We start from the raw sequence: 19,481 nt of genomic DNA on the forward strand, positions 1-19,481 counted from the left end.
CAGGAAAATGCGAACAATAAGCCGGGCTTATTCTGCGCCGGGTGCTGGTGTCGGCGTTTCTGCTTGAGGCTGTTGCTCTGGTGCAGCAGGAATGCTGCTTTCAGTTTTAGGACGATCCAGCAAACCAAAACTTAAACGGTTGGTAAGACTGCGCTTTTCAGACTGTTCTGAAATTTGCTGTTGCTCTGCCTCGGTAGAGGTTTTTGCTTCACGGCCAAAAATACCTAAAGTGGCGCGGTTAACCCAGCTACCTTCATTATGCGCGGCACGCATATTCACGCTACCGTCTGCTTTGACCAGATGCGGATAATTCAGCTTTAACACTTCAATGTACTGCTGTGAAGTCTGCTGATCACCCAATTTGTCATAACCATAAGCCATGGTGGCTAAAGCTTCAGGAATCTGCGGGGTTTGTGGATAGTGCTCTACCACCCATTGTGAGCGCTCAATAGCAGCCAGCCATGCTTTACGCTTAATGTTAAAACGTGCCGCGTTCATTTCACTTTCAGCCAGTTCCGTGCCGATAAATTTCATGCGCTGTGCAGCATCAACAGCATAAGTGCTTGATGGGAAGCGGCGGATGAAATCGACAAAGTTCTGATAAGCCACTTTTAAATAGCTGACATCACGGTGCGACTGTTTTAACGAGGTATAGCGGAGCAGACCGTCATAGTTTTGTTCCATGTTCGCTACACCACGAACATAGTAGGCATAATCCACATTGGGATGCTGCGGATTTAAGCGGATAAAACGCTCAGCCAGGGCAACTGCGCCTTCATAATCTTTTTGTTGAAACTTAACGTATAACAATTCCAGTTGTGCCTGCTGTGCATAGTCACCTGTTGGATAATAGGTATCTATGGCTTCAAGATGTTTGGCCGCATCGGTATATTGTCCGCGCTCAAGCGCTTTTTCTGCTTTTTGGATATACACTTGCTCGCTAGACTGCGGTCCTGTGTCCACAACTTCTTTCTTTGGATTACTGCTACAGCCCACTATTGCCGACGCAACGCCTAAAGATAAAGCAAGCATTGTCATTTTATAACGTGGTAACGACATAAAAATTCCTCTGTTAATACTGGCAATGAGCTACAATTGCGCTATTAAACCACTTTTGTCTGAATGAGCAAATGAGTCAAGCACAATCTTCTAATTCTAATTTCCCTGAAACTGATTTCAATTTACTTGAAGATTCTGAGGATGCAGATAACCATACTTCAGACTCTACTGCAACACGTTTATCGTTGCAATTTCAATTGGATGAAAGTTATTTGGGGCAACGTATCGATCAGGTGGCGGCACTCATCTGGAATGAATTTTCCCGTGAAAAATTGAAGCAGTGGCTGAAAGATGGCCATTTGTTGGTAAATGGTAACACTGTCAAACCCAAGTATAAATGTGAAGGCAATGAGCTGCTCACGCTGGATGTCGAGCTGGAAGTACAAACCAAAAGTTTGCCGGAAAATATTCCCCTCAATGTGGTGTATGAAGATGACGATATTATTGTCATTAACAAGCCGGTCGGTATGGTGGTCCATCCGGGTGCGGGAAATACGACCGGTACACTGGTGAACGCGTTGCTGTATCATTATCCAAAATCTGCCGAACTGGCCCGTGCCGGCCTGGTACACCGTATTGATAAAGACACCAGCGGTTTGCTGGTGGTGGCGAAAAATCTGGAAGCGCAGTTTTCTTTAAGCAAGCAATTGGCCAAGAAATCGGTATATCGTCTTTATGATCTGGTGGTGTATGGCAACATTATTGCCGGTGGCACGATTGATGAGCCAATCAAGCGCCATCCGGTCGATCGCGTGAAAATGGCCGTATTGCCAGGCGGTCGCGATGCAGTGACCCATTACAACGTGAAAGAACGCTTTCAGCATTTCACCCGTGTACAGGCACGTCTGGAAACCGGCCGTACCCATCAGATTCGTGTGCATTTTAGTTATCTGGGCTTTGGTCTGGTCGGTGATCAGGTCTATATGAATCGTGTCCGTGTACCGGCAGGTGCTTCAGAATTACTGGCCGACACTTTACGCGGCTTTAAACGTCAGGCCTTGCATGCAGCAAAACTTGGGCTGATTCACCCACGTAGCGGTGAAGAAATGATGTTTGAAGCACCATGGGCAGAGGATTTTGCGCAGTTGATTGAGGTATTGCGCAGTGAAAATAAAGCCTACTAAGCGGTTTTATGGCTGGGTATGAATCATAAGGAAAAGCACAAGGAAATTGACATGCGATTTGTTAAAGGGCTTCCATCAGGTGTGTGGGTTGGGCAGACGCGAGTGCATCATGAAAAAACTCAGCCTTCTGCACAAGCTGAATTGGCAGGATTTAATCTGGCCTTGCATGTGGGTGATGATGCAAAACGTGTACAGCAGCACCGTATGGCCTTGCTGCAACAGTTTGCCGAATTCGGGGTAGATAAAGTCACCTGGATGACGCAAACGCATAGCACCATCTGCCATACCATCAATGAAGAAATTCCTTTTCACGCCCTGGAAGGGGATGGAGTGGTGACTCAGCGTAAAGCACATGCCTTAATGATGATGACTGCGGATTGTTTGCCGGTGGTACTGGGTAATGCCGATGGAACGGAGATAGCGAATTTGCATGCCGGCTGGCGCGGTCTGGCCCATGGTATTGTGGAAAATACCATTGCAGCCATGCAGACCCAGCCGACCTGGGCATGGTTGGGCGCAGCCATTAGCCAGCCTTGTTTTGAAATTGGCGAAGAAGTTAAAACAGCTTTCTGTTCCAAATATCCTGAACTGGACAGCACTTTTAAGGCGGGTCAAAAAGCAGGCAAGTTTTTTGCTGACTTATATGCCATTGCACGATTTATCTTAAAGCAACATGGGGTTGAAGTTGTGCTAGGCGGCGACCAATGCTCCTATACACAGGCAGATGAATATTTTTCCTATCGCCGTGCAGCCAAAACCGGGCGTATGGCGACATTCGTGTTTATGGCCTGAAACTGTTAAACTTGATTAAAATCTATTGTTTTTATTGATATGTCTTTATCTTCTAAATCTCTTGCCATCGTTTATCACAGCCCCTATGGCCATACCGCAAAGGTTGCTTCTTTCATTGCTCAAGGGGCCAAGCAAACCGGTATTCAGGTACATTGCATGAACATCGAGCAGGTGGATTGGGAAGTTCTGGATCGGGCTGATGCCATCATGTTGGGTTGTCCGACATATATGGGCAGCATTACCTCTGCCTTGAAGTTATTTATGGAGCAGTCTTCCAAACGCTGGCTGGCACGGACCTGGCAAGGCAAGATCGCAGCAGGATTTACCAATGGTGGCGGATTGAGTGGTGACAAGCTGGCGGTATTGCAGCAGATTAACCTGTTTGCCATGCAGCACGGCATGCTATGGGCAGGTTTGCCGCTGATGCCGACTGGACGTGGTTCGCAGGACCTGAACCGGATGTCGGGCTTTTTAGGTCTTATGACCCAGTCGGATAATGCCCCGGTAGAGGTCACACCACCGCAAGGGGATCTGGATACGGCCATCTGGTTTGGTGAATACATTGCCTTGTTGTTAAATAAATTCAAATAATCATTTTTAAATATCAAAAAACCTCCGACTGGAGGTTTTTTGTGCAAAATTACTTGTGGAAAATCCGGGCCTTGTCGCGTTGCCAGTCACGGTCTTTTTCTGTGGCGCGTTTATCGTGTAACTGTTTACCTTTTACCAGGGCAATTTCCAGTTTGGCCAATGGACCTTTCCAGTAACAGGCCAAGGGTACGCAGGCATAACCTTTCTGATTCACCGCACCTAGCAGCTTTTCAATTTCACGACGCGAAAGCAACAATTTACGTGTGCGGGTGGCTTCAGGCACCACGTGTGTCGAAGCCGATAACAGGGGTTGGATTTGCGCACCAAATAAAAACGCTTCATTGTTTTTAAAAAGAATATAACTTTCGGTAATGGTCATCCGCCCCGCACGCAAGGACTTGACTTCCCAACCTTGTAAGGACAGACCGGCTTCGAATTTCTCTTCAATAAAATAATCATGGCGAGCACGCTTGTTCTGCGCAATGGTGCCACCAGTATTTTTTTTAACTACGATTGATTTCGACATAATACGCATATTCCAATATTGACTCTATTTTGCCTCAAACTCGCGCTGAGGTGAAGTTTTTTCAAAATTAAGGAGATTGTTCACTAAAAAAATAAGTTTTTGTTAAAATAGGGCTCTACTAAAAACTAGAGTAAAAATGGATGACTAAATCTCGCGTCATTTATCCAGGCACTTTCGATCCAATTACCAATGGACATATCGACTTGGTGTCACGTGCGGCGAAAATGTTTGATGAAGTTGTGGTGGCGATTGCCATCGGTCATCATAAAAATCCAGTCTTTAGTTTGGAAGAGCGAGTGGAGTTGGCGAAGAAATCGCTCAGTCACTTGCCTAATGTAGAATTTGTGGGTTTTGATGGTCTGTTGGTCAACTTTTTCCGTGAACAGAAAGCAACAGCAGTGCTGCGTGGATTACGTGCCGTATCGGATTTTGAGTACGAATTTCAACTGGCCAATATGAACCGCCGTCTGGACTCAGGTTTTGAAGCGGTATTTTTAACCCCTTCAGAGCAATATTCTTTTATTTCATCTACTTTGGTACGTGAAATTGCCCGCTTAAATGGTGATGTGGCACAGTTTGTCCCTCAAGCTGTGGTGGAGGCCTTTAAACGGAAACAACAGCAAGGTTGGTAGCGTGTCTTTATATATTACCGATGAATGCATCAATTGTGATGTGTGTGAGCCGGTGTGCCCGAATGAGGCGATATACATGGGTGAAGTCATTTATGAAATTCACCCGGACTTATGTACCGAATGTGTGGGGCACTTTGATGAACCGCAGTGTCAATTGTTCTGTCCAGTCGACTGTATTCCGCATGATCCCCAGCATGTGGAATCGGCAGATGAACTGATGGAAAAATATAAAAAGCTGATTGCACAAAAAAGCACCAGTAATTAGTGCTGAAATTTGTTAGCATACGCCCCGAAGTGAGCCAGACGATCGCTGCTGTGGAGATCTCCGTGATTGAAGCAGGGGAGGAAAGTCCGGGCTTCGTAGGGCAGGGTGCCAGGTAACGCCTGGGCGGTGAAAGCCGACGGCAAGTGCAGCAGAGAGTAGACCGCCATCTTTGCAATCTCCTTTCGGGGAGACCAAGAGAGATGGTAAGGGTGAAAGGGTGCGGTAAGAGCGCACCGCGTGTCTGGTAACAGTTCACGGCAAGGTAAACCCCACCAGAAGCAAGACCAAATAGGAATCCTTCAGGCACGGCCCGTGCTGGATTCGGGTAGGTCGCTTGAGCGTACGAGTGATTGTACGCCTAGAGGAATGATCGTTCACGACAGAACCCGGCTTATCGGCTCACTTCACTAAATTTTTTACAATTATTGCGTGATATTTCTTGACATCAAGCTGCCTGAAATAGATAATACGCGCACAGTTTTGGCTATGTAGCTCAGTTGGTTAGAGCACCGCACTCATAATGCGGGGGTCACAGGTTCAAGTCCCGTCATAGCCACCATTTTCATAGACCACGTTTCTAAAAGCGTGGTCTTTTTTTATGGGTAAAATTTGTCTTTAAAATAGATTATTCACATTGAATCGCACTGCCAGCCAATTTAACTTGTGGGAANGGGTCACAGGTTCAAGTCCCGTCATAGCCACCATTTTCATAGACCACGTTTCTAAAAGCGTGGTCTTTTTTTATGGGTAAAATTTGTCTTTAAAATAGATTATTCACATTGAATCGCACTGCCAGCCAATTTAACTTGTGGGAACTGCTGATCATAGTGTTGCAGAACTTCTTGTTTCCGGTTTTGTCCAAAAACGATTGATTGCAATTGATCGATTTTATTTTCAGTAAGATGTAACCGAGCACAATGTAGAGCAATCTGGTTTTGCGTGGCAATGGCTAATTTATGGTCTTGCGGAATCTGTTCAATTCGATAAAGTTTTTGTTGTGCTTTGCTGAGCTGGGCAAGGCTACGCTTTTGCTGCATGCTCAAAAGCTGTTGATTGTCGATCCATCGTGCCACATCCATACGAACCCCATTATAGTCGACGAATATGGGTGAGATCAGCTGGCACGAGCTACTCAGGAGTGTCATTAAGCCGATAGCGATGAATTTGAATGGATGCATTTTATCTCAATATTTCAGTACCTTAATTTTGAGCTTAAAGCAGAAAATAGCCTGAATAAATAGCCGTTTTGTTTAAATATTAACTGAAAAAAAATAAAACGCTCAAACTCTGAACACTCGTAAAATAAAGGGCTTGACGCTAGTTGTCGAAATTTAGATAATGCGCACACAGTTTACGGCTATGTAGCTCAGTTGGTTAGAGCACCGCACTCATNTTGTTTAAATATTAACTGAAAAAAAATAAAACGCTCAAACTCTGAACACTCGTAAAATAAAGGGCTTGACGCTAGTTGTCGAAATTTAGATAATGCGCACACAGTTTACGGCTATGTAGCTCAGTTGGTTAGAGCACCGCACTCATAATGCGGGGGTCACAGGTTCAAGTCCCGTCATAGCCACCATTTTTATAGACCATGCTCTCAGCATGGTCTCTTTTTTTGTGAATCAAAAAAGTCAGACTGATTCTTAAAAGAAAAAAAGGTCTGTTGATCATCCGTTTATAGACTACACCGACCCTTCATAATAATTACAAATTCTCTTGAAGGTATTGCTCGATAAATTGATGGGTAGTTTCACTTGAATAGAAGGGTGAAATCAATTCCTGAATAATGCCATCCAATAAGCCCTGTTGTTCCAAAGCTTGAAGGGTGTAGGGCAGGAAGCGTCGTGCTTCTTGATGTAAATCTGCTTCATTCAGCCCTACAGATTGCAACAGTTCCTGTAAGTTGTAGTTGGCAAAATAATTATAGAAACCGGCAACCACGTCCAAAACCACCTGTTGCAAGTATTCAGACTGCCTTAACTGACGCCAGGTTTCGTAAACTAGAATAAAAAAGTCTTCAAAGTCGATCGCTTGGAACTGTGAGTAGGTTTCTTTAAGCGATCTTTGCTTTACATCTTCCCACAAATGCAGCGCAATATCGGCAAGTTCTTCATTAGGAAGCAAGATGATATGACCAAGTTGTTTGACCAGTGCCTGAGCGAGTTGCTGCTCAAGTTTAAGTTCAATATGCTGCTGCTGGTCTTGAATAAAACCCAGAATTTTAGAACCCAAACCATGTTGATGGGTATTCAACTTGCGCAGATGATCCAGCCATGGGGTATTGCTTTCAAGAATCTGGTTTGCTAGCTGTAAACTGACATGTTTGACTTGCGGATTGTGCTGCAAGTTGTCATGGATGTAATGACGTAATTGATCCAGTTCGAGGATTTTATACATCCATAATTCAAATGATTCATCAGACAGTAGCTCATTAATTTGAGTGTGGCTGTTAATAGCAAAATGATGAATTCTTTGTGAAACCACCCCGATGAATTCTAAAATTTCGGCGCCTAAATTCAGTTCAAAGGCATATTTTTGAACGACATCTTGTAGCGCTTCAAGTTGAATAATCTGTTTTAAAAGAATCTGATCTGAAGAGGTATAAATATGATGAACAAATTTTTCAATATAGGGATTATGTTGTTCTGCTAATAATTGTTTTTTAATAAAGCGGGTTTGCTCAAGCATAAGCGCTTGAGCAAACTGTTGGGCCAAGTCCTGCTTAGACACCTGGTGTCCATCCATTCATGATTGGATAACGGCGTTCACGGGTAAATGCACGTGAACTGATACGCGGGCCAATCGCGCCTTGACGGCGTTTATATTCATTGCGATCTACCAGACGAATGACTTTTTCAACCACTGCTTTATCAAAGCCTTTGGCGATAATGTCATCTTGGCTCATATCTTCTTCAATATAAGCATACAGAATCGCATCCAGCACTTCATAGGCAGGTAAAGAGTCCTGGTCTTTCTGGTCTGGACGCAGTTCTGCAGAAGGCGGGCGGGTAATGACACGCTCTGGAATGACCGGGGTCTCTGAAATGCTGTTACGGTATTTCGCCAGTTCAAACACAATGGTTTTATACACGTCTTTCAGCACGGCATAACCGCCAACCATATCGCCATACAGGGTGCAGTAACCTACAGAAAGTTCAGATTTGTTGCCGGTAGATAAAACCAGATTACCAAACTTGTTCGACAAGCCCATCAGTAAGGTACCACGAGCACGGGCTTGCAGGTTTTCTTCAGTGGCATCTGCAGGACTGTTGCCGAAGAATGGATACAAGGTTTGCATGAAGCTGTTCACGATTGGATTGATTTCAGCAATACCGAAAGTTACACCCATGGTTTTGGCCTGTGCGGCTGCATCTTCTACACTGATTTGCGCGGTGTAGGTATAAGGCATCATCACTGCCTGGACTTTATCTGCACCAATGGCATCAACTGCGATTGCCAGTGTTAATGCCGAGTCAATGCCACCCGATAAGCCCAGAATTACGCCAGGAAAACCAGAGCGCTGAACATAATCGCGAGTCGCTAAAACCAGACCCTGATAGATTTCAGCCAGCGTATCTAAAGCTGGAATCACTGTTCCGACTTTATAGGCTTTTTGTTCCGCTTCATATTCGGCGTAATAAAGATCTTCTTTAAAGCTTGCTGCCTGTAAAGCAATGCCGCCATCTTTATTGATCACAAAACTGGTGCCATCAAAAATCAGGTCATCTTGGCCACCGATCTGGTTGGTATACACCAGATTAATATTCAACTGTTTCGCCAGTTCGCTCATGGTGGTCAGGCGATGTTGCGGTTTGCCCACTTCATAAGGTGAAGCATTTAACACCAAAGCAGTTTCAACATTCAGTTGTGATAATTGATGAACGGTATTAAGTGACCAGATATCTTCACAAATCAGCACGCCAAATTTATGACCTAAATATTCAAAAACAAGGTGTTGATGGCCTTCGCTGAAATAACGCTTTTCATCAAATACACTATAATTTGGCAAGTTCTGTTTATTGTAAACGCCCAGTACTTGTCCATCTTTCATTACTGCTGCAGCGTTATAACGCTGACCATCTTCAGTTTGATTGACAAAACCAAAGACCATCACAATATCTTTGACTTGGCTGAGCTGCTCAAATGCTTTCTGCGTGCGTTTTGCCAAGCTAGGACGGAGTAATAAATCTTCAGCAGGGTAGCCTACAGTGGAAAGCTCCGGGAAGAGAATTAAATCAGCTTTTTGTTTTTTGGCTTCATTTATCTGTTCAAGCATCTTTTGAGTGTTTGCTTCGATATTGCCAATATGCGGAGAGAATTGTGCAAGGGCAATTTTAAAACTTTTCATTCCAACTTAATCCTATTACCTATAGGGATGTATACACAGACCTAGATTTATTATGGTTATGGGTTCAATGCTGTGTACGTGACGACAAATAAAATAGAAGTATTAATCAATAATTAGCAATTGGATACTATATACGAATTGCATCGTTTGTAGAGAAAAAAACAAAAAAAAATCTGAATTTAGACAAAAAAATACAGCATGGCTGCAAAAATGGCCATGTTGCTAATGAATTAGCATGATTGAATGAAATGATTTTGGAGTGAAAATTTTTTTAAATGTTTTAAATCAATTAATTGAAGTAAGATTTGTATCTTGGCTACGGGTGGACAACTGCCAGGCGGTTTAAGGCTGGATAGGTAGGTGTGGCTAAGAGTTATACACAAAATTATACATATTAAAGCTTGTAGAGGGGTGGCTAAAAATCAGTCCATTCATCTCAAGTCGTTATGAATACCCAGCAATTTCGTAAATAGCTTTTAGTTGGATCAAATAGCGCTATAACCCGATATTTTTAGAGATCATGATCTCGCTCGTTCTTAAAGCAATCAGCTGGCTGGACGATAAAATTACATCCTTAGAAAATCAAACAAGATGATGGGTGCGATGAGAGGTGCAAAGAAAGATAAAATGAGTAATCAAATATGTAAATATAAAAAATGAGCAAAAAATCAATGCACTATGTGCTGATTACTTAAAATAATGTTAGGAATATTCTTAAAAAATATGTCTCTTGCAATTTCGCCCTGTTGTTCAATGTTATAGGTATGAAATGGTTTGCTTGCAATAAAGTTATATTGATAAGGATTATATTTTTTAAAACTCAAAAAATATCCGGACTGTAATAGAGCACCTTGCAAGAGAACATTGATATTGGACTGATATTGATAAACGTGAGTCATCTCATGTATGAACAGACCTTGCATTGCTTTGGATCGTTGGGAAAAGTCTTCACAAAAATTTTCGTTGTTCATAAAGATATTGCCATTCGGTGCCATATACATGTTTACAGGTTGCCAGGGAAGATATTTGATATTAAATATTTTAACGTCATCGTAATTGATTAAATTACCGAAAACTTGACGTGCAAGATTGATCTCACCCGTGGTCAAATTACGAAAACGAAAGTTATAAATATCAAACATTAAAGAAAGTTTGAACCACAACAAGAGTCTAAATTTCTGGAACATAACATTTTGCTTTGCCGTTTATACTTAGAATTCTATTCACAAAATAAAGCTTGAGTAAATGTGAAGGGGAAAAAATTTTTGAATCTGTTAATTCAATATTGTAACGATGCTTAAGAAAAAAAGCTCAAATTTATCTCCTCAATATAACCAGAACACATGTTTAATTTTTCTTTGCATGGTTTTCATTAAGTTGGAATTTAAAATACTTCTTGGATGTATATAATTAATTTTTTAAAAAGAGTTCTTTCTTAATCTTGAAAGTCAGAAGCTAAACATGAATTTCCTGTAGGTAAGATATGCCTTATATTTTAGAAAAATCTATAAAGCATCAGATAGAATTTCATCGCCTGGTAATTATGCCTTTTATATTTTGCTGTATTTGTTTTTGTCAAACTTTAAAGAATAAATGTTAAGCACGTAACACTCTTCTAATATAGATCAACTACATAAAATAAAAGGATTTACATTGAAGAGAATTGAAACAGATATAAGCTTGGTCAATAAAATATAAAGAGTAGAGTGAATAAGGCTGTAGGTGTGCAGTAATTCAGACCATAGGAGATAAATAAAATGGCTACACAAGAAAATACTCAAAAGATTCAGCATAAACAACAGAATCAGTAAGTTAAAAATCCGCAAAGACCACAGAAATAAGACTTGGATTTTCTGATCGGAGTATTGATTAATACTCAGGAAGTGTTCTTTGTGAAAAGTTTTTCCAGATTTATAGTCTCATTATTTCTATTCATCCACATTAATCAAAAGTGAAGAATAATATGAACTCAAAAGATGTGAAAATCATAATCGCTGTTATTGTCGTGGTCATCATTGCAGTCATTCTTTATTCCATATATGAAAGAAATAAAGATGAAAATATGGGAAATTTAAAGAATGAGCAAGGTAATACATGGGTGAGTCCAGTGCATAAGATAAGCTCAAACGTCTAGATCAATACCCTAATACCAATGATGATCGTGATTAAAGAACCGAACTTGGATGTTTTTTTAAATAGAAACACTCTAGGTGAAAATGGCTATAACCAGCTTATTTTCCTCAATACCCTATTGTTATAAGGAGAAAAAAATGGCCGATCCAAATGATGTAAGAAAGGATGTAGATAATGATCCAGATACAGATGAATCACATCCAGTAGGAACAGGTGTAGGTGCCGCGGGTGCTGCTGCCGCAGGTGCCGCAATCGGTAGTGCAGGTGGTCCAATCGGAGCTATTGTCGGAGGGACAGTGGGTGCAATTGTTGGCGGTGTGGCCGGCCATGCAGTAGGCGAGGCGATTGATCCCACTGTTGAAGATGCGTATTGGCGTGAAAACAGTGTTAATCAACCTTACTATAAGTCCAGCCAAAATACTTATCCTGATTTGGACTATGATCGGGATTATCATCACGCCTATCGGGTAGGTTATGAAGATGTATCTGCGTATGATTCAAACAAGCGGTTTGAAGACGTAGAGCTGGATCTTCGTGCCAAGTGGGAAGGATCAAAAGCGCAGTCCCGTCTAACCTGGGAAGAGGCTAAACATGCCTCACGTGATGCCTGGAACCGTTTACGTCCTTAGAACTCCATCATCTCAATAGCTTTAAACCAATCTTTTTAATTTTAAAAGGATTGGTTTTTTGTTTTGCATGGTTCAAAAGCGATACCATTTTTCTTGTCTTTTAATTCTTTGCATAAAAAAGCGTAGATTAATCTACGCTTGATAGTGTGTGATTGAATTAGAATTATATTTATTTGAGTTGTTAAGTTTTCTTAAATGAAGCAGGTCGCGATTAGCCAGATGTAAATCGGCCATATTCATCGCGTCTTTGCGTAGTATTTCTACTACGACCACTGCCTGAACGGCCACCGCGATCATCATCGTCATCATAACGGCTACGACCACGGCCTGAGCGACCGCCACGATCATCATCATCGTCATAACGGCTTCGGCCTGAGCGACCGCCGCGATCATCATCGTCTTCATAACGGCTACGACCTCGGCCTGAGCGACCGCCGCGATCATCCTCATCGTCATAGCGGCTTCGGCCTCAGCGACCGCCGCGATCATCCTCATCGTCATAGCGGCTTCGGCCTGAGCGACCGCCGCGATCATCATCGTCATCATAACGGCTACGACCTCGGCCTGAGCGACCGCCGCGATCATCATCATCGTCATAGCGGCTTCGGCCTGAGCGACCGCCGCGATCATCATCGTCATAGCGGCTTCGGCCTGAGCGACCGCCGCGATCATCATCGTCATCATAACGACTACGACCTCGGCCTCGGCCACCACGGTCATCATCATCGTCATAACGGCTACGCCCTGAGCGACCGCCGCGATCATCGTCATCCTCATAACGGCTACGACCACGGCCCCCACGGTCATCATCATCGACATAACGGCTACGACCTGAGCGACCGCCGCGGTCATCGTCATCATCATAACGGCTACGACCTGAGCGACCGCCGCGGTCATCGTCATCATCATAACGGCTACGACCTGAGCGACCGCCGCGGTCATCGTCATCATCATAACGGCTACGACCTGAGCGACCGCCGCGATCATCATCATCGTCATAACGGCTACGACCTCGACCACCACGGTCATCATCATCGTCATAGCGACTACGACCTCGACCACCACGGTCATCATCATAACGGCTACGACCTGAGCGACCGCCGCGATCATCATCATCGTCATAACGGCTACGACCACGGCCACCACGGTCATCATCATCGTCATAACGGCTACGACCACGGCCACCACGGTCATCATCATCGTTATAACGGCTACGACCTGAGCGACCGCCCCGGTCATCGTCATCATCATAACGGCTACGACCACGGCCACCACGGTCATCATCATCGTAACGGCTACGACCAGAGCGACCACCACGGTCATCGTCGTCATCATAACGGCTGCGACCGCGTGTATTCATATGGCTGCGCGCACCTGCCTCACGCGCTTCTTCCGAGGTAAATTCATGAGCATGTCCGCTTCTATGAGCAGCTTGACCGGCTGCACGGGCTTCCTCTGAGGTGAATTCATGAGCATGCCCACTTTCATGTGCGGCATGACCACCTTTACTTGCTATTTCACGTTGTCTCTCGGGATCCATACTTGCAAATCCGCGATTTGAATGTTCTGTTTCATTCTCATTACTTCGATTAGCCATTTTTTTCGTCCTATCTTTATTTTTGGGTAAGACTGTTGTAATAAACAACTCTAATAAATTAAAAGAAATAATTTATTAATAAATAAATGATGTGTTTCTATTCTTTTTAATGTAAATAATAAATAAAAAATATACTGGTAATGGACTGTAATTAAATGGCTTTATTTGTTTTTTATAAATAGGGTGAATAACAATATAATATTCTAATATTAATTAATGTTATATATGAGCTTATTATAAAAAATTAACTATAAAATATTTTAATGTGCTGTTAGTATATGAATTTAATTTGTATTTAAAATGTATAAAATTAGAATAAACCTCTTTCATAATTATTCCTAACCTCTTTTTTTCATCTCATAGTAGAGTAAAGAGGGTAATGTAAGAAGTCTATTGATGAGACTTTTACAAATTTTAAAGGTATAAATAAAGAAAAAATTGGGGGTGGAAGATAAGTATAGATGCTGAGTTTAATTCTAAAAGCATAAATAAATGCTGAATTCAAATGAAGTGAGTGAGGGTATGTATGTGAATCATTAATATTTAAATCTGGTGGATCATTTTAATTGTTAAGTTGGATTTCTATTTTTTAAAAAATGAAAAAATTATATTGTTGTTTATTTAAAATAGTACGTGGCTATTTTATGAAAAAGTATCAAAAGTAAAATAAGGTTGCATATAAAGCGTAAATGACATTTTTTCTTCAAAAAATAATTAAAATTTTGATTGTAAAAATAAAGAGGTGGGAGTGAAAGACATAAAAAAACCACCCATAAGGGTGGTTTTTTTAGTAATCAATTCTAAATGAATTAACGACCTTGGATGTCACGTTGAACTTCACCAGTGTAAAGCTGACGTGGACGACCGATTTTGTAAGGACCGCTGTGCATTTCTAACCAGTGGCTGATCCAGCCCACTGTACGTGCAAGAGCGAAGATTACAGTAAACATTTCAGTCGGAATACCAATCGCTTTAAGGATGATACCTGAATAGAAGTCTACGTTAGGGTATAAGTTACGTTTGATGAAGTATTCATCAGACAATGCAATGCGTTCAAGTTCCATAGCAAGTGCAAGCTGTGGATCGTTGATGCCAAGTGCACCAAGAACTTCGTCACAAGTTTCTTTCATTACTTTCGCGCGTGGGTCGAAGTTTTTGTACACACGGTGACCGAAGCCCATGAGTTTAACTTCTTTAGTCTTCACTTTTTCCATGAAGCCAGCCACGTTTTCTACAGTGCCGATTTCATCAAGCATCTTAAGAACGGCTTCGTTCGCACCACCGTGAGCAGGACCCCAAAGTGCAGAGATACCAGCAGCGATACATGCATAAGGGTTAGCACCAGTAGAACCTGCTAGACGTACTGTAGACGTAGAAGCGTTTTGTTCGTGGTCAGCATGAAGCGTGAAGATACGGTCCATTGCTTTCGCAAGAATTGGGTTAACTTTGTAGTCACGGTCTGCAGGAGTAGCAAACATCATGTACAAGAAGTTTTCAGCGTAGCTCAAGTCGTTACGTGGGTAAACGAATGGTTGACCAACTGTGTATTTGTAGCTCCAAGCCGCTAGCGTAGGAACTTTAGCAATCAGACGGATTGCAGTAATTTCACGGTGGTTAACATCTTCGATGTCCAGGTTGTTGTGATAGAACGCAGAAAGCGCACCAACTACACCAACCATGATTGCCATCGGGTGAGCGTCACGACGGAAACCATTGAAGAAACGGCTAACTTGGTCGTGAACCATAGTGTGGTTACGAACTTTAGCATCAAATTCTACTTTTTGTTCAGCAGTTGGAAGTTCGCCGTTTAACAATAAGTAGCAAGTTTCTAGATAGTCTGCTTTAGTTGCAAGCTGGTCGATTGGGTAACCGCGGTGTAAAAGCACACCTTTATTACCATCGATGAATGTGATTTTAGATTCACATGCAGCTGTTGCCATAAAACCAGGATCAAAAGTAAAGTGACCTGCGGCCAACACATCTTTAACGTCGATTACATCTGGGCCCAATGTGCCGCTGTAAATTGGTAATTCAATTTCTTTGCCATCAAGCTGTAAAACGGCTTTTTTGCCAGTTGCTGCAGACATTCAATAGATCTCCTGTCCTGGTGAATGTTTTATCTGACTCGTAGTACTAATCTTTTAATGCGCGAATCAGACGGATCAAAAATTTGCTATAAGATTAGAGAGTACTGAAATTTTGTCAATTATACTTATGGATGAAAAGAGACGTTCTCACAAGGAATTGGTCAAAAAATAATCCGGCAGCCATGAGGAAAATATCAGTATCGACGCAGTATGATAAGTCATATAAAGACAAGTTGCAGAAAAAAATATGCACATTGTTGGAATTGTAGGCGTTTTTTAATTCTTAAAAGCTCTGATCAGTCGTAGATTTTAATTCATCTTAATATTCTAAATTATCATAATTTTCGTAACTTACCTCTTTTTTATACAGATTTTGTTGTTTTTTTATTCATAATTAAAAGCGATAAATGAAAGATAAAATAAAGTTTGTTTGGCTAAAAAATAACTGTTAAAAGTGGGTGGAAATGCTGGTTATTTGTTCAAATTGGGAAAAATAAACCATAATTTTGCTGAAAAAATCAGCATGATTTTGCTGTAGAAGGGAGTTATTCACAGACTAAGTGATTATTTCATTTCATGATCTTAAGCTAATATAATTTTTATAAATGCTGTATATTTATATTAAAAATGAAAACTATCATAAATAATATAAATGTGGTTAAGTTTGTTGTAAAATATAGTAATTCTTTTGTTCATCTTTAGTCTAAATAAATAAATTTAATTCTCAAAGCTAAAAACGATAAATAAAATTGGCTTTTATTTAATAAAAACCAAGCATATAGCTCTGTTTTCTTAGATGTATTTTGTCTGCTTGATTTGGGGATTTTATGTTAATGATTCTTATTTAATATTTTTTTATGGAAAAGCTAAATGTGATTGTTTGTGTTTTGATAGTTCACGTTTTATAATTCAGTGTCGTTTTAAAATTAGGTATTACTGGATAGAGTAATTGCCTAAAAATGCTAGCTTTCCTTCGAATTAATTCCAACAAACTCCGGATGGAGTTTTTACTTACAGGATGCCCGCTGTGAAAAGCAACAGACCTGTCAATTTGTCCATGGGTCAAGTTTTAGAAGTAAACTTAAAATCCCCTGTGGCTATTGCATCAATTCTACACCGTCTTTCTGGTGTCATCGTATTTTTACTTGTACCGGTACTTTTGTGGCTTCTAGACAAATCATTGTCTTCTGCTGAAGGTTTTGCTGAAGTTCAGGCAATCTTTAGCGGCTTCATTGTACGCTTTATCGTATGGGTATTTGTAGCCGGCTTACTTTTCCATTTTATTATGGGTATTAAGCATTTACTTGCTGACCTTGGTTTTGCTGAAGAACTGCAAAGTGGTCGTGTAGCAGCTACTATTTCATTGATCTTGGCTGCGATTTCAATTGTCGCATCATTTGTATGGATTGTTCTCTAATGAAAAGTGCTACAGGTTTAACGGGTTCAGGTTCTCGCGATTGGTTTATCCAACGTGTAAGTGCTGTTGTATTAGCTGTTTATACTGTTGTGGTATTGGGTTGGATCCTTCTTAATGGTGGATTTAACTATGAACAATGGTTTGGCTTTATGATGACATTACCAATGAAGATTATGTCTTTATTGGCAGTCTTATCTCTTGTCGCACACGCTTGGATCGGCATGTGGCAGGTATTCACGGATTATGTGACTACTCGTCAAATGGGTCCTTCAGCTTCAGGCTTGCGTTTGGTGCTGACTTCAGCAGTCATTATTGCTGTATTTGCATATGCAATCTGGGCGATCCAGATTTTTTGGGCGAATTGATAGGAAAATATCATGGGCGCTATAACCCCTAAAGAAGATTACACAAATATTCCACACGAAACTTTCGATGCTGTTATCGTTGGTGGTGGTGGTTCAGGTATGCGCGCATCTTACCAGCTTGCTCAGGCGGGTTTGAAAGTTGCGGTACTGACTAAAGTATTCCCAACACGTTCTCATACTGTGGCTGCACAGGGTGGTATTGGTGCATCTCTTGGTAACATGCAGGAAGATAACTGGCACTACCACTTTTATGACACCGTAAAAGGTTCTGACTGGTTAGGTGACCAAGACGCGATCGAATTTATGACGCGTGAAGCGCCACAAGTGGTTTATGAATTAGAACACTTGGGTATGCCATTCGACCGTAACGCAGACGGTACAATTTACCAACGTCCATTTGGTGGTCACTCTGCAAACTACGGTGAAAAAGCGGTTCCTCGCGCATGTGCTGCAGCTGACCGTACAGGTCACGCACTTCTTCACACGCTTTATCAAAGCAACGTGAAAATGGGTACGCAATTCTTCGTTGAATGGATCGCTCTTGACCTGATCCGTAACGAAGAGGGTGACGTACTTGGTGTAACTGCTATTGACCAAGAAACTGGTAAAATTGCAGTATTCCAGGCGAAAGCAACATTGTTCGCTACAGGTGGTGCAGGTCGTGTTTACCGTGCATCTACTAACGCATATATCAACACTGGTGACGGTCTTGGTATGGCGGCTCGTGCAGGTATTCCATTACAGGATATGGAATTCTGGCAATTCCACCCAACGGGTGTTGCGGGCGCAGGCGTATTGTTAACTGAAGGTTGTCGTGGTGAAGGTGCAATCCTTCGTAACAAAGACGGCGAACCGTTCATGGAACGTTATGCTCCAACTTTGAAAGACTTGGCGCCACGTGACTTCGTATCACGTTCTATGGACCAGGAAATCAAAGAAGGTCGTGGTTGTGGTCCTAAAGGTGACTACATTCTTCTTGATATGACGCACCTGGGTGCTGACACAATCATGAAACGTCTTCCATCTGTATTCGAGATTGGTAAGAAATTCGCGAACGTGGATATCACTAAAGAGCCAATTCCAGTAGTACCAACAATCCATTATCAAATGGGTGGTATTCCAACGAATATTCATGGTCAGGTTGTGGTTCCTGAATCTCGCGAAACAACTCCGCTTGAAGCACACTACAACAAAGATACTGATGTTTATTCTACAAATGCGGAAGGCCGTGACTTCACTAAACCAGTGAAAGGTTTCTATGCAATTGGTGAATGTTCATGTGTATCTGTACATGGTGCGAACCGTCTAGGTACAAACTCATTGCTTGACTTGGTTGTATTTGGTAAAGCTGCTGGTCAACATATCATTGACTATGTAACTAAACATCATGGTGATGAGTACCAACCGCTTCCTACGACTGTGCTTGAACAAACTGTTGAGCGTATTCGTAAACTGGATGAGTCAACTTCAGGTGAAAATGCTCAAGAAGTTGCTGATGCAATCCGTGATATCGTTCAAGACCACGCTGGTGTATTCCGTACATCTGCACTTCTTGAAGAAGGTGTGAAGCAAATTCTTGCGATTGAGCCACGTGTTCGTAACATTCACTTGAAAGACAAATCTAAAGTATTCAACACTGCACGTATTGAAGCTTTGGAAGTTGAAAACTTGTATGAAGTGGCGAAAGCAACACTGATTTCTGCTGCTGCTCGTAAAGAATGTCGTGGTGCGCATACGGTGGTCGATTTTGAATTGCCGCCAGAACATGCGGATTATCCATACGGTCGTCGTGATGATGAGTGGATGAAGCACACATTATGGTTCTCTGCTGACAACCATCTTGAGTACAAGCCAGTGCGTTATAAGCCTTTATCGGTTGCCGCAATTCCACCTAAACCGCGTACATTCTAATAGGG

18 protein-coding genes, 2 tRNA genes and 1 other RNA gene are annotated in these 19,481 nt (G+C 41.9%); 12 read left to right on the forward strand and 9 right to left on the reverse strand.

Translation table 11 applies throughout. The annotated features are described in order from the left end of the window. Positions 1-27: 27 nt before the first annotated feature. Entirely contained in the window at positions 28-1,059 is a 1,032-nt protein-coding gene (locus tag H4I94_RS05100) for an outer membrane protein assembly factor BamD (protein WP_092819724.1), read from the reverse strand. Positions 1,060-1,130: 71 nt separating this feature from the next. On the opposite strand from H4I94_RS05100, the gene rluD reads away from it, so the two are divergent. Genes rluD through H4I94_RS05115 form a run of 3 tightly spaced genes read left to right on the forward strand, consistent with a single transcriptional unit; the run spans position 1,131 to position 3,566 of the window. After that, a complete protein-coding gene (gene rluD / locus H4I94_RS05105) occupies positions 1,131-2,183 on the forward strand; it encodes a 23S rRNA pseudouridine(1911/1915/1917) synthase RluD (protein WP_131274080.1) in 1,053 nt (350 codons plus the stop codon). A 51-nt stretch (positions 2,184-2,234) separates the two neighbouring features. Next, a complete protein-coding gene (pgeF, locus tag H4I94_RS05110; protein ID WP_261182044.1) occupies positions 2,235-2,975 on the forward strand; it encodes a peptidoglycan editing factor PgeF in 741 nt (246 codons plus the stop codon). A gap of 39 nt (positions 2,976-3,014) precedes the next feature. After that, the gene (locus H4I94_RS05115) at positions 3,015-3,566 is read left to right on the forward strand and encodes a flavodoxin family protein (protein ID WP_092819721.1); all 552 of its coding nucleotides are present in this window, start codon (positions 3,015-3,017) and stop codon (positions 3,564-3,566) included. Positions 3,567-3,615: 49 nt separating this feature from the next. Here the strand turns inward: H4I94_RS05115 and smpB are convergent, their stop codons facing one another. Next, entirely contained in the window at positions 3,616-4,092 is a 477-nt protein-coding gene (gene smpB, locus H4I94_RS05120; RefSeq protein ID WP_092819720.1) for an SsrA-binding protein SmpB, read from the reverse strand. A gap of 140 nt (positions 4,093-4,232) precedes the next feature. On the opposite strand from smpB, the gene coaD reads away from it, so the two are divergent. From coaD to H4I94_RS05140, 4 genes are all read left to right on the forward strand, one after another. Next, complete coding sequence (gene coaD, locus H4I94_RS05125; RefSeq protein ID WP_092819719.1) at positions 4,233-4,724, forward strand: pantetheine-phosphate adenylyltransferase; 492 nt, start codon at positions 4,233-4,235, stop codon at positions 4,722-4,724. 1 nt (position 4,725) lies between these two features. Then, the gene (locus tag H4I94_RS05130; protein WP_261182049.1) at positions 4,726-4,989 is read left to right on the forward strand and encodes a YfhL family 4Fe-4S dicluster ferredoxin; all 264 of its coding nucleotides are present in this window, start codon (positions 4,726-4,728) and stop codon (positions 4,987-4,989) included. A 26-nt stretch (positions 4,990-5,015) separates the two neighbouring features. After that, positions 5,016-5,399: RNase P RNA component class A (gene rnpB / locus H4I94_RS05135), an RNA gene on the forward strand. A gap of 72 nt (positions 5,400-5,471) precedes the next feature. Further along, positions 5,472-5,548, forward strand: a tRNA-Met gene (locus H4I94_RS05140). A 211-nt stretch (positions 5,549-5,759) separates the two neighbouring features. Here the strand turns inward: H4I94_RS05140 and H4I94_RS05145 are convergent. Beyond that, positions 5,760-6,167 carry a hypothetical protein gene (locus H4I94_RS05145; RefSeq protein WP_261182050.1) on the reverse strand — a complete coding sequence of 136 codons (408 nt, stop codon included), beginning with the start codon at positions 6,165-6,167 and terminating at the stop codon, positions 5,760-5,762. Positions 6,168-6,491: 324 nt separating this feature from the next. Here H4I94_RS05145 and H4I94_RS05150 point away from each other — a divergent pair. Next, positions 6,492-6,568 (forward strand) — tRNA-Met (locus H4I94_RS05150). A gap of 125 nt (positions 6,569-6,693) precedes the next feature. Here H4I94_RS05150 and H4I94_RS05155 read toward each other — a convergent pair. From H4I94_RS05155 to H4I94_RS05165, 3 genes are all read right to left on the reverse strand, one after another. Next, entirely contained in the window at positions 6,694-7,719 is a 1,026-nt protein-coding gene (locus H4I94_RS05155; RefSeq protein ID WP_261182051.1) for a hypothetical protein, read from the reverse strand. Further along, positions 7,712-9,337 (reverse strand): NAD+ synthase, encoded by a 1,626-nt coding sequence (locus H4I94_RS05160; protein ID WP_261182053.1) that lies wholly within the window; start codon positions 9,335-9,337, stop codon positions 7,712-7,714. Before H4I94_RS05160 ends, H4I94_RS05155 begins: the two co-directional genes overlap by 8 nt. Positions 9,338-10,005: 668 nt before the next feature. Next, a complete protein-coding gene (locus tag H4I94_RS05165) occupies positions 10,006-10,524 on the reverse strand; it encodes a hypothetical protein (RefSeq protein ID WP_409976738.1) in 519 nt (172 codons plus the stop codon). 1,083 nt (positions 10,525-11,607) lie between these two features. Between H4I94_RS05165 and H4I94_RS05170 the strand changes: the two genes are divergently transcribed. Beyond that, positions 11,608-12,099 carry a hypothetical protein gene (locus H4I94_RS05170; protein WP_261182054.1) on the forward strand — a complete coding sequence of 164 codons (492 nt, stop codon included), beginning with the start codon at positions 11,608-11,610 and terminating at the stop codon, positions 12,097-12,099. Between the two features lie 132 nt (positions 12,100-12,231). Here the strand turns inward: H4I94_RS05170 and H4I94_RS16300 are convergent, their stop codons facing one another. The 3 genes from H4I94_RS16300 to gltA all read right to left on the reverse strand — a co-directional run bounded on the left by H4I94_RS16300 (position 12,232) and on the right by gltA (position 15,783). Further along, positions 12,232-12,588, reverse strand: a complete 357-nt coding sequence (locus H4I94_RS16300; RefSeq protein ID WP_409976795.1) for a hypothetical protein — start codon at positions 12,586-12,588, stop codon at positions 12,232-12,234. Continuing rightward, positions 12,569-13,696 (reverse strand): KGG domain-containing protein, encoded by a 1,128-nt coding sequence (locus H4I94_RS05175; protein ID WP_409976796.1) that lies wholly within the window; start codon positions 13,694-13,696, stop codon positions 12,569-12,571. Before H4I94_RS05175 ends, H4I94_RS16300 begins: the two co-directional genes overlap by 20 nt. Before the next feature lie 809 nt (positions 13,697-14,505). Continuing rightward, positions 14,506-15,783 carry a citrate synthase gene (gene gltA / locus H4I94_RS05180; RefSeq protein ID WP_092819990.1) on the reverse strand — a complete coding sequence of 426 codons (1,278 nt, stop codon included), beginning with the start codon at positions 15,781-15,783 and terminating at the stop codon, positions 14,506-14,508. 1,018 nt (positions 15,784-16,801) lie between these two features. Between gltA and sdhC the strand changes: the two genes are divergently transcribed. Genes sdhC through H4I94_RS05195 form a run of 3 tightly spaced genes read left to right on the forward strand, consistent with a single transcriptional unit; the run spans position 16,802 to position 19,476 of the window. Continuing rightward, on the forward strand, positions 16,802-17,200 hold the full coding sequence (sdhC, locus tag H4I94_RS05185; RefSeq protein ID WP_131273317.1) for a succinate dehydrogenase, cytochrome b556 subunit: 399 nt from the start codon (positions 16,802-16,804) through the stop codon (positions 17,198-17,200). Further along, a complete protein-coding gene (gene sdhD / locus H4I94_RS05190) occupies positions 17,200-17,565 on the forward strand; it encodes a succinate dehydrogenase, hydrophobic membrane anchor protein (protein WP_092819989.1) in 366 nt (121 codons plus the stop codon). The genes sdhC and sdhD overlap by 1 nt, the downstream gene beginning before the upstream one ends. Positions 17,566-17,577: 12 nt before the next feature. Continuing rightward, a complete protein-coding gene (locus tag H4I94_RS05195) occupies positions 17,578-19,476 on the forward strand; it encodes an FAD-binding protein (protein WP_092819988.1) in 1,899 nt (632 codons plus the stop codon). Positions 19,477-19,481: the final 5 nt, after the last annotated feature.

This window comes from Acinetobacter sp. T_3_1 (assembly GCF_025377055.1).
GTDB classification, from domain to species: domain Bacteria; phylum Pseudomonadota; class Gammaproteobacteria; order Pseudomonadales; family Moraxellaceae; genus Acinetobacter; species Acinetobacter kookii.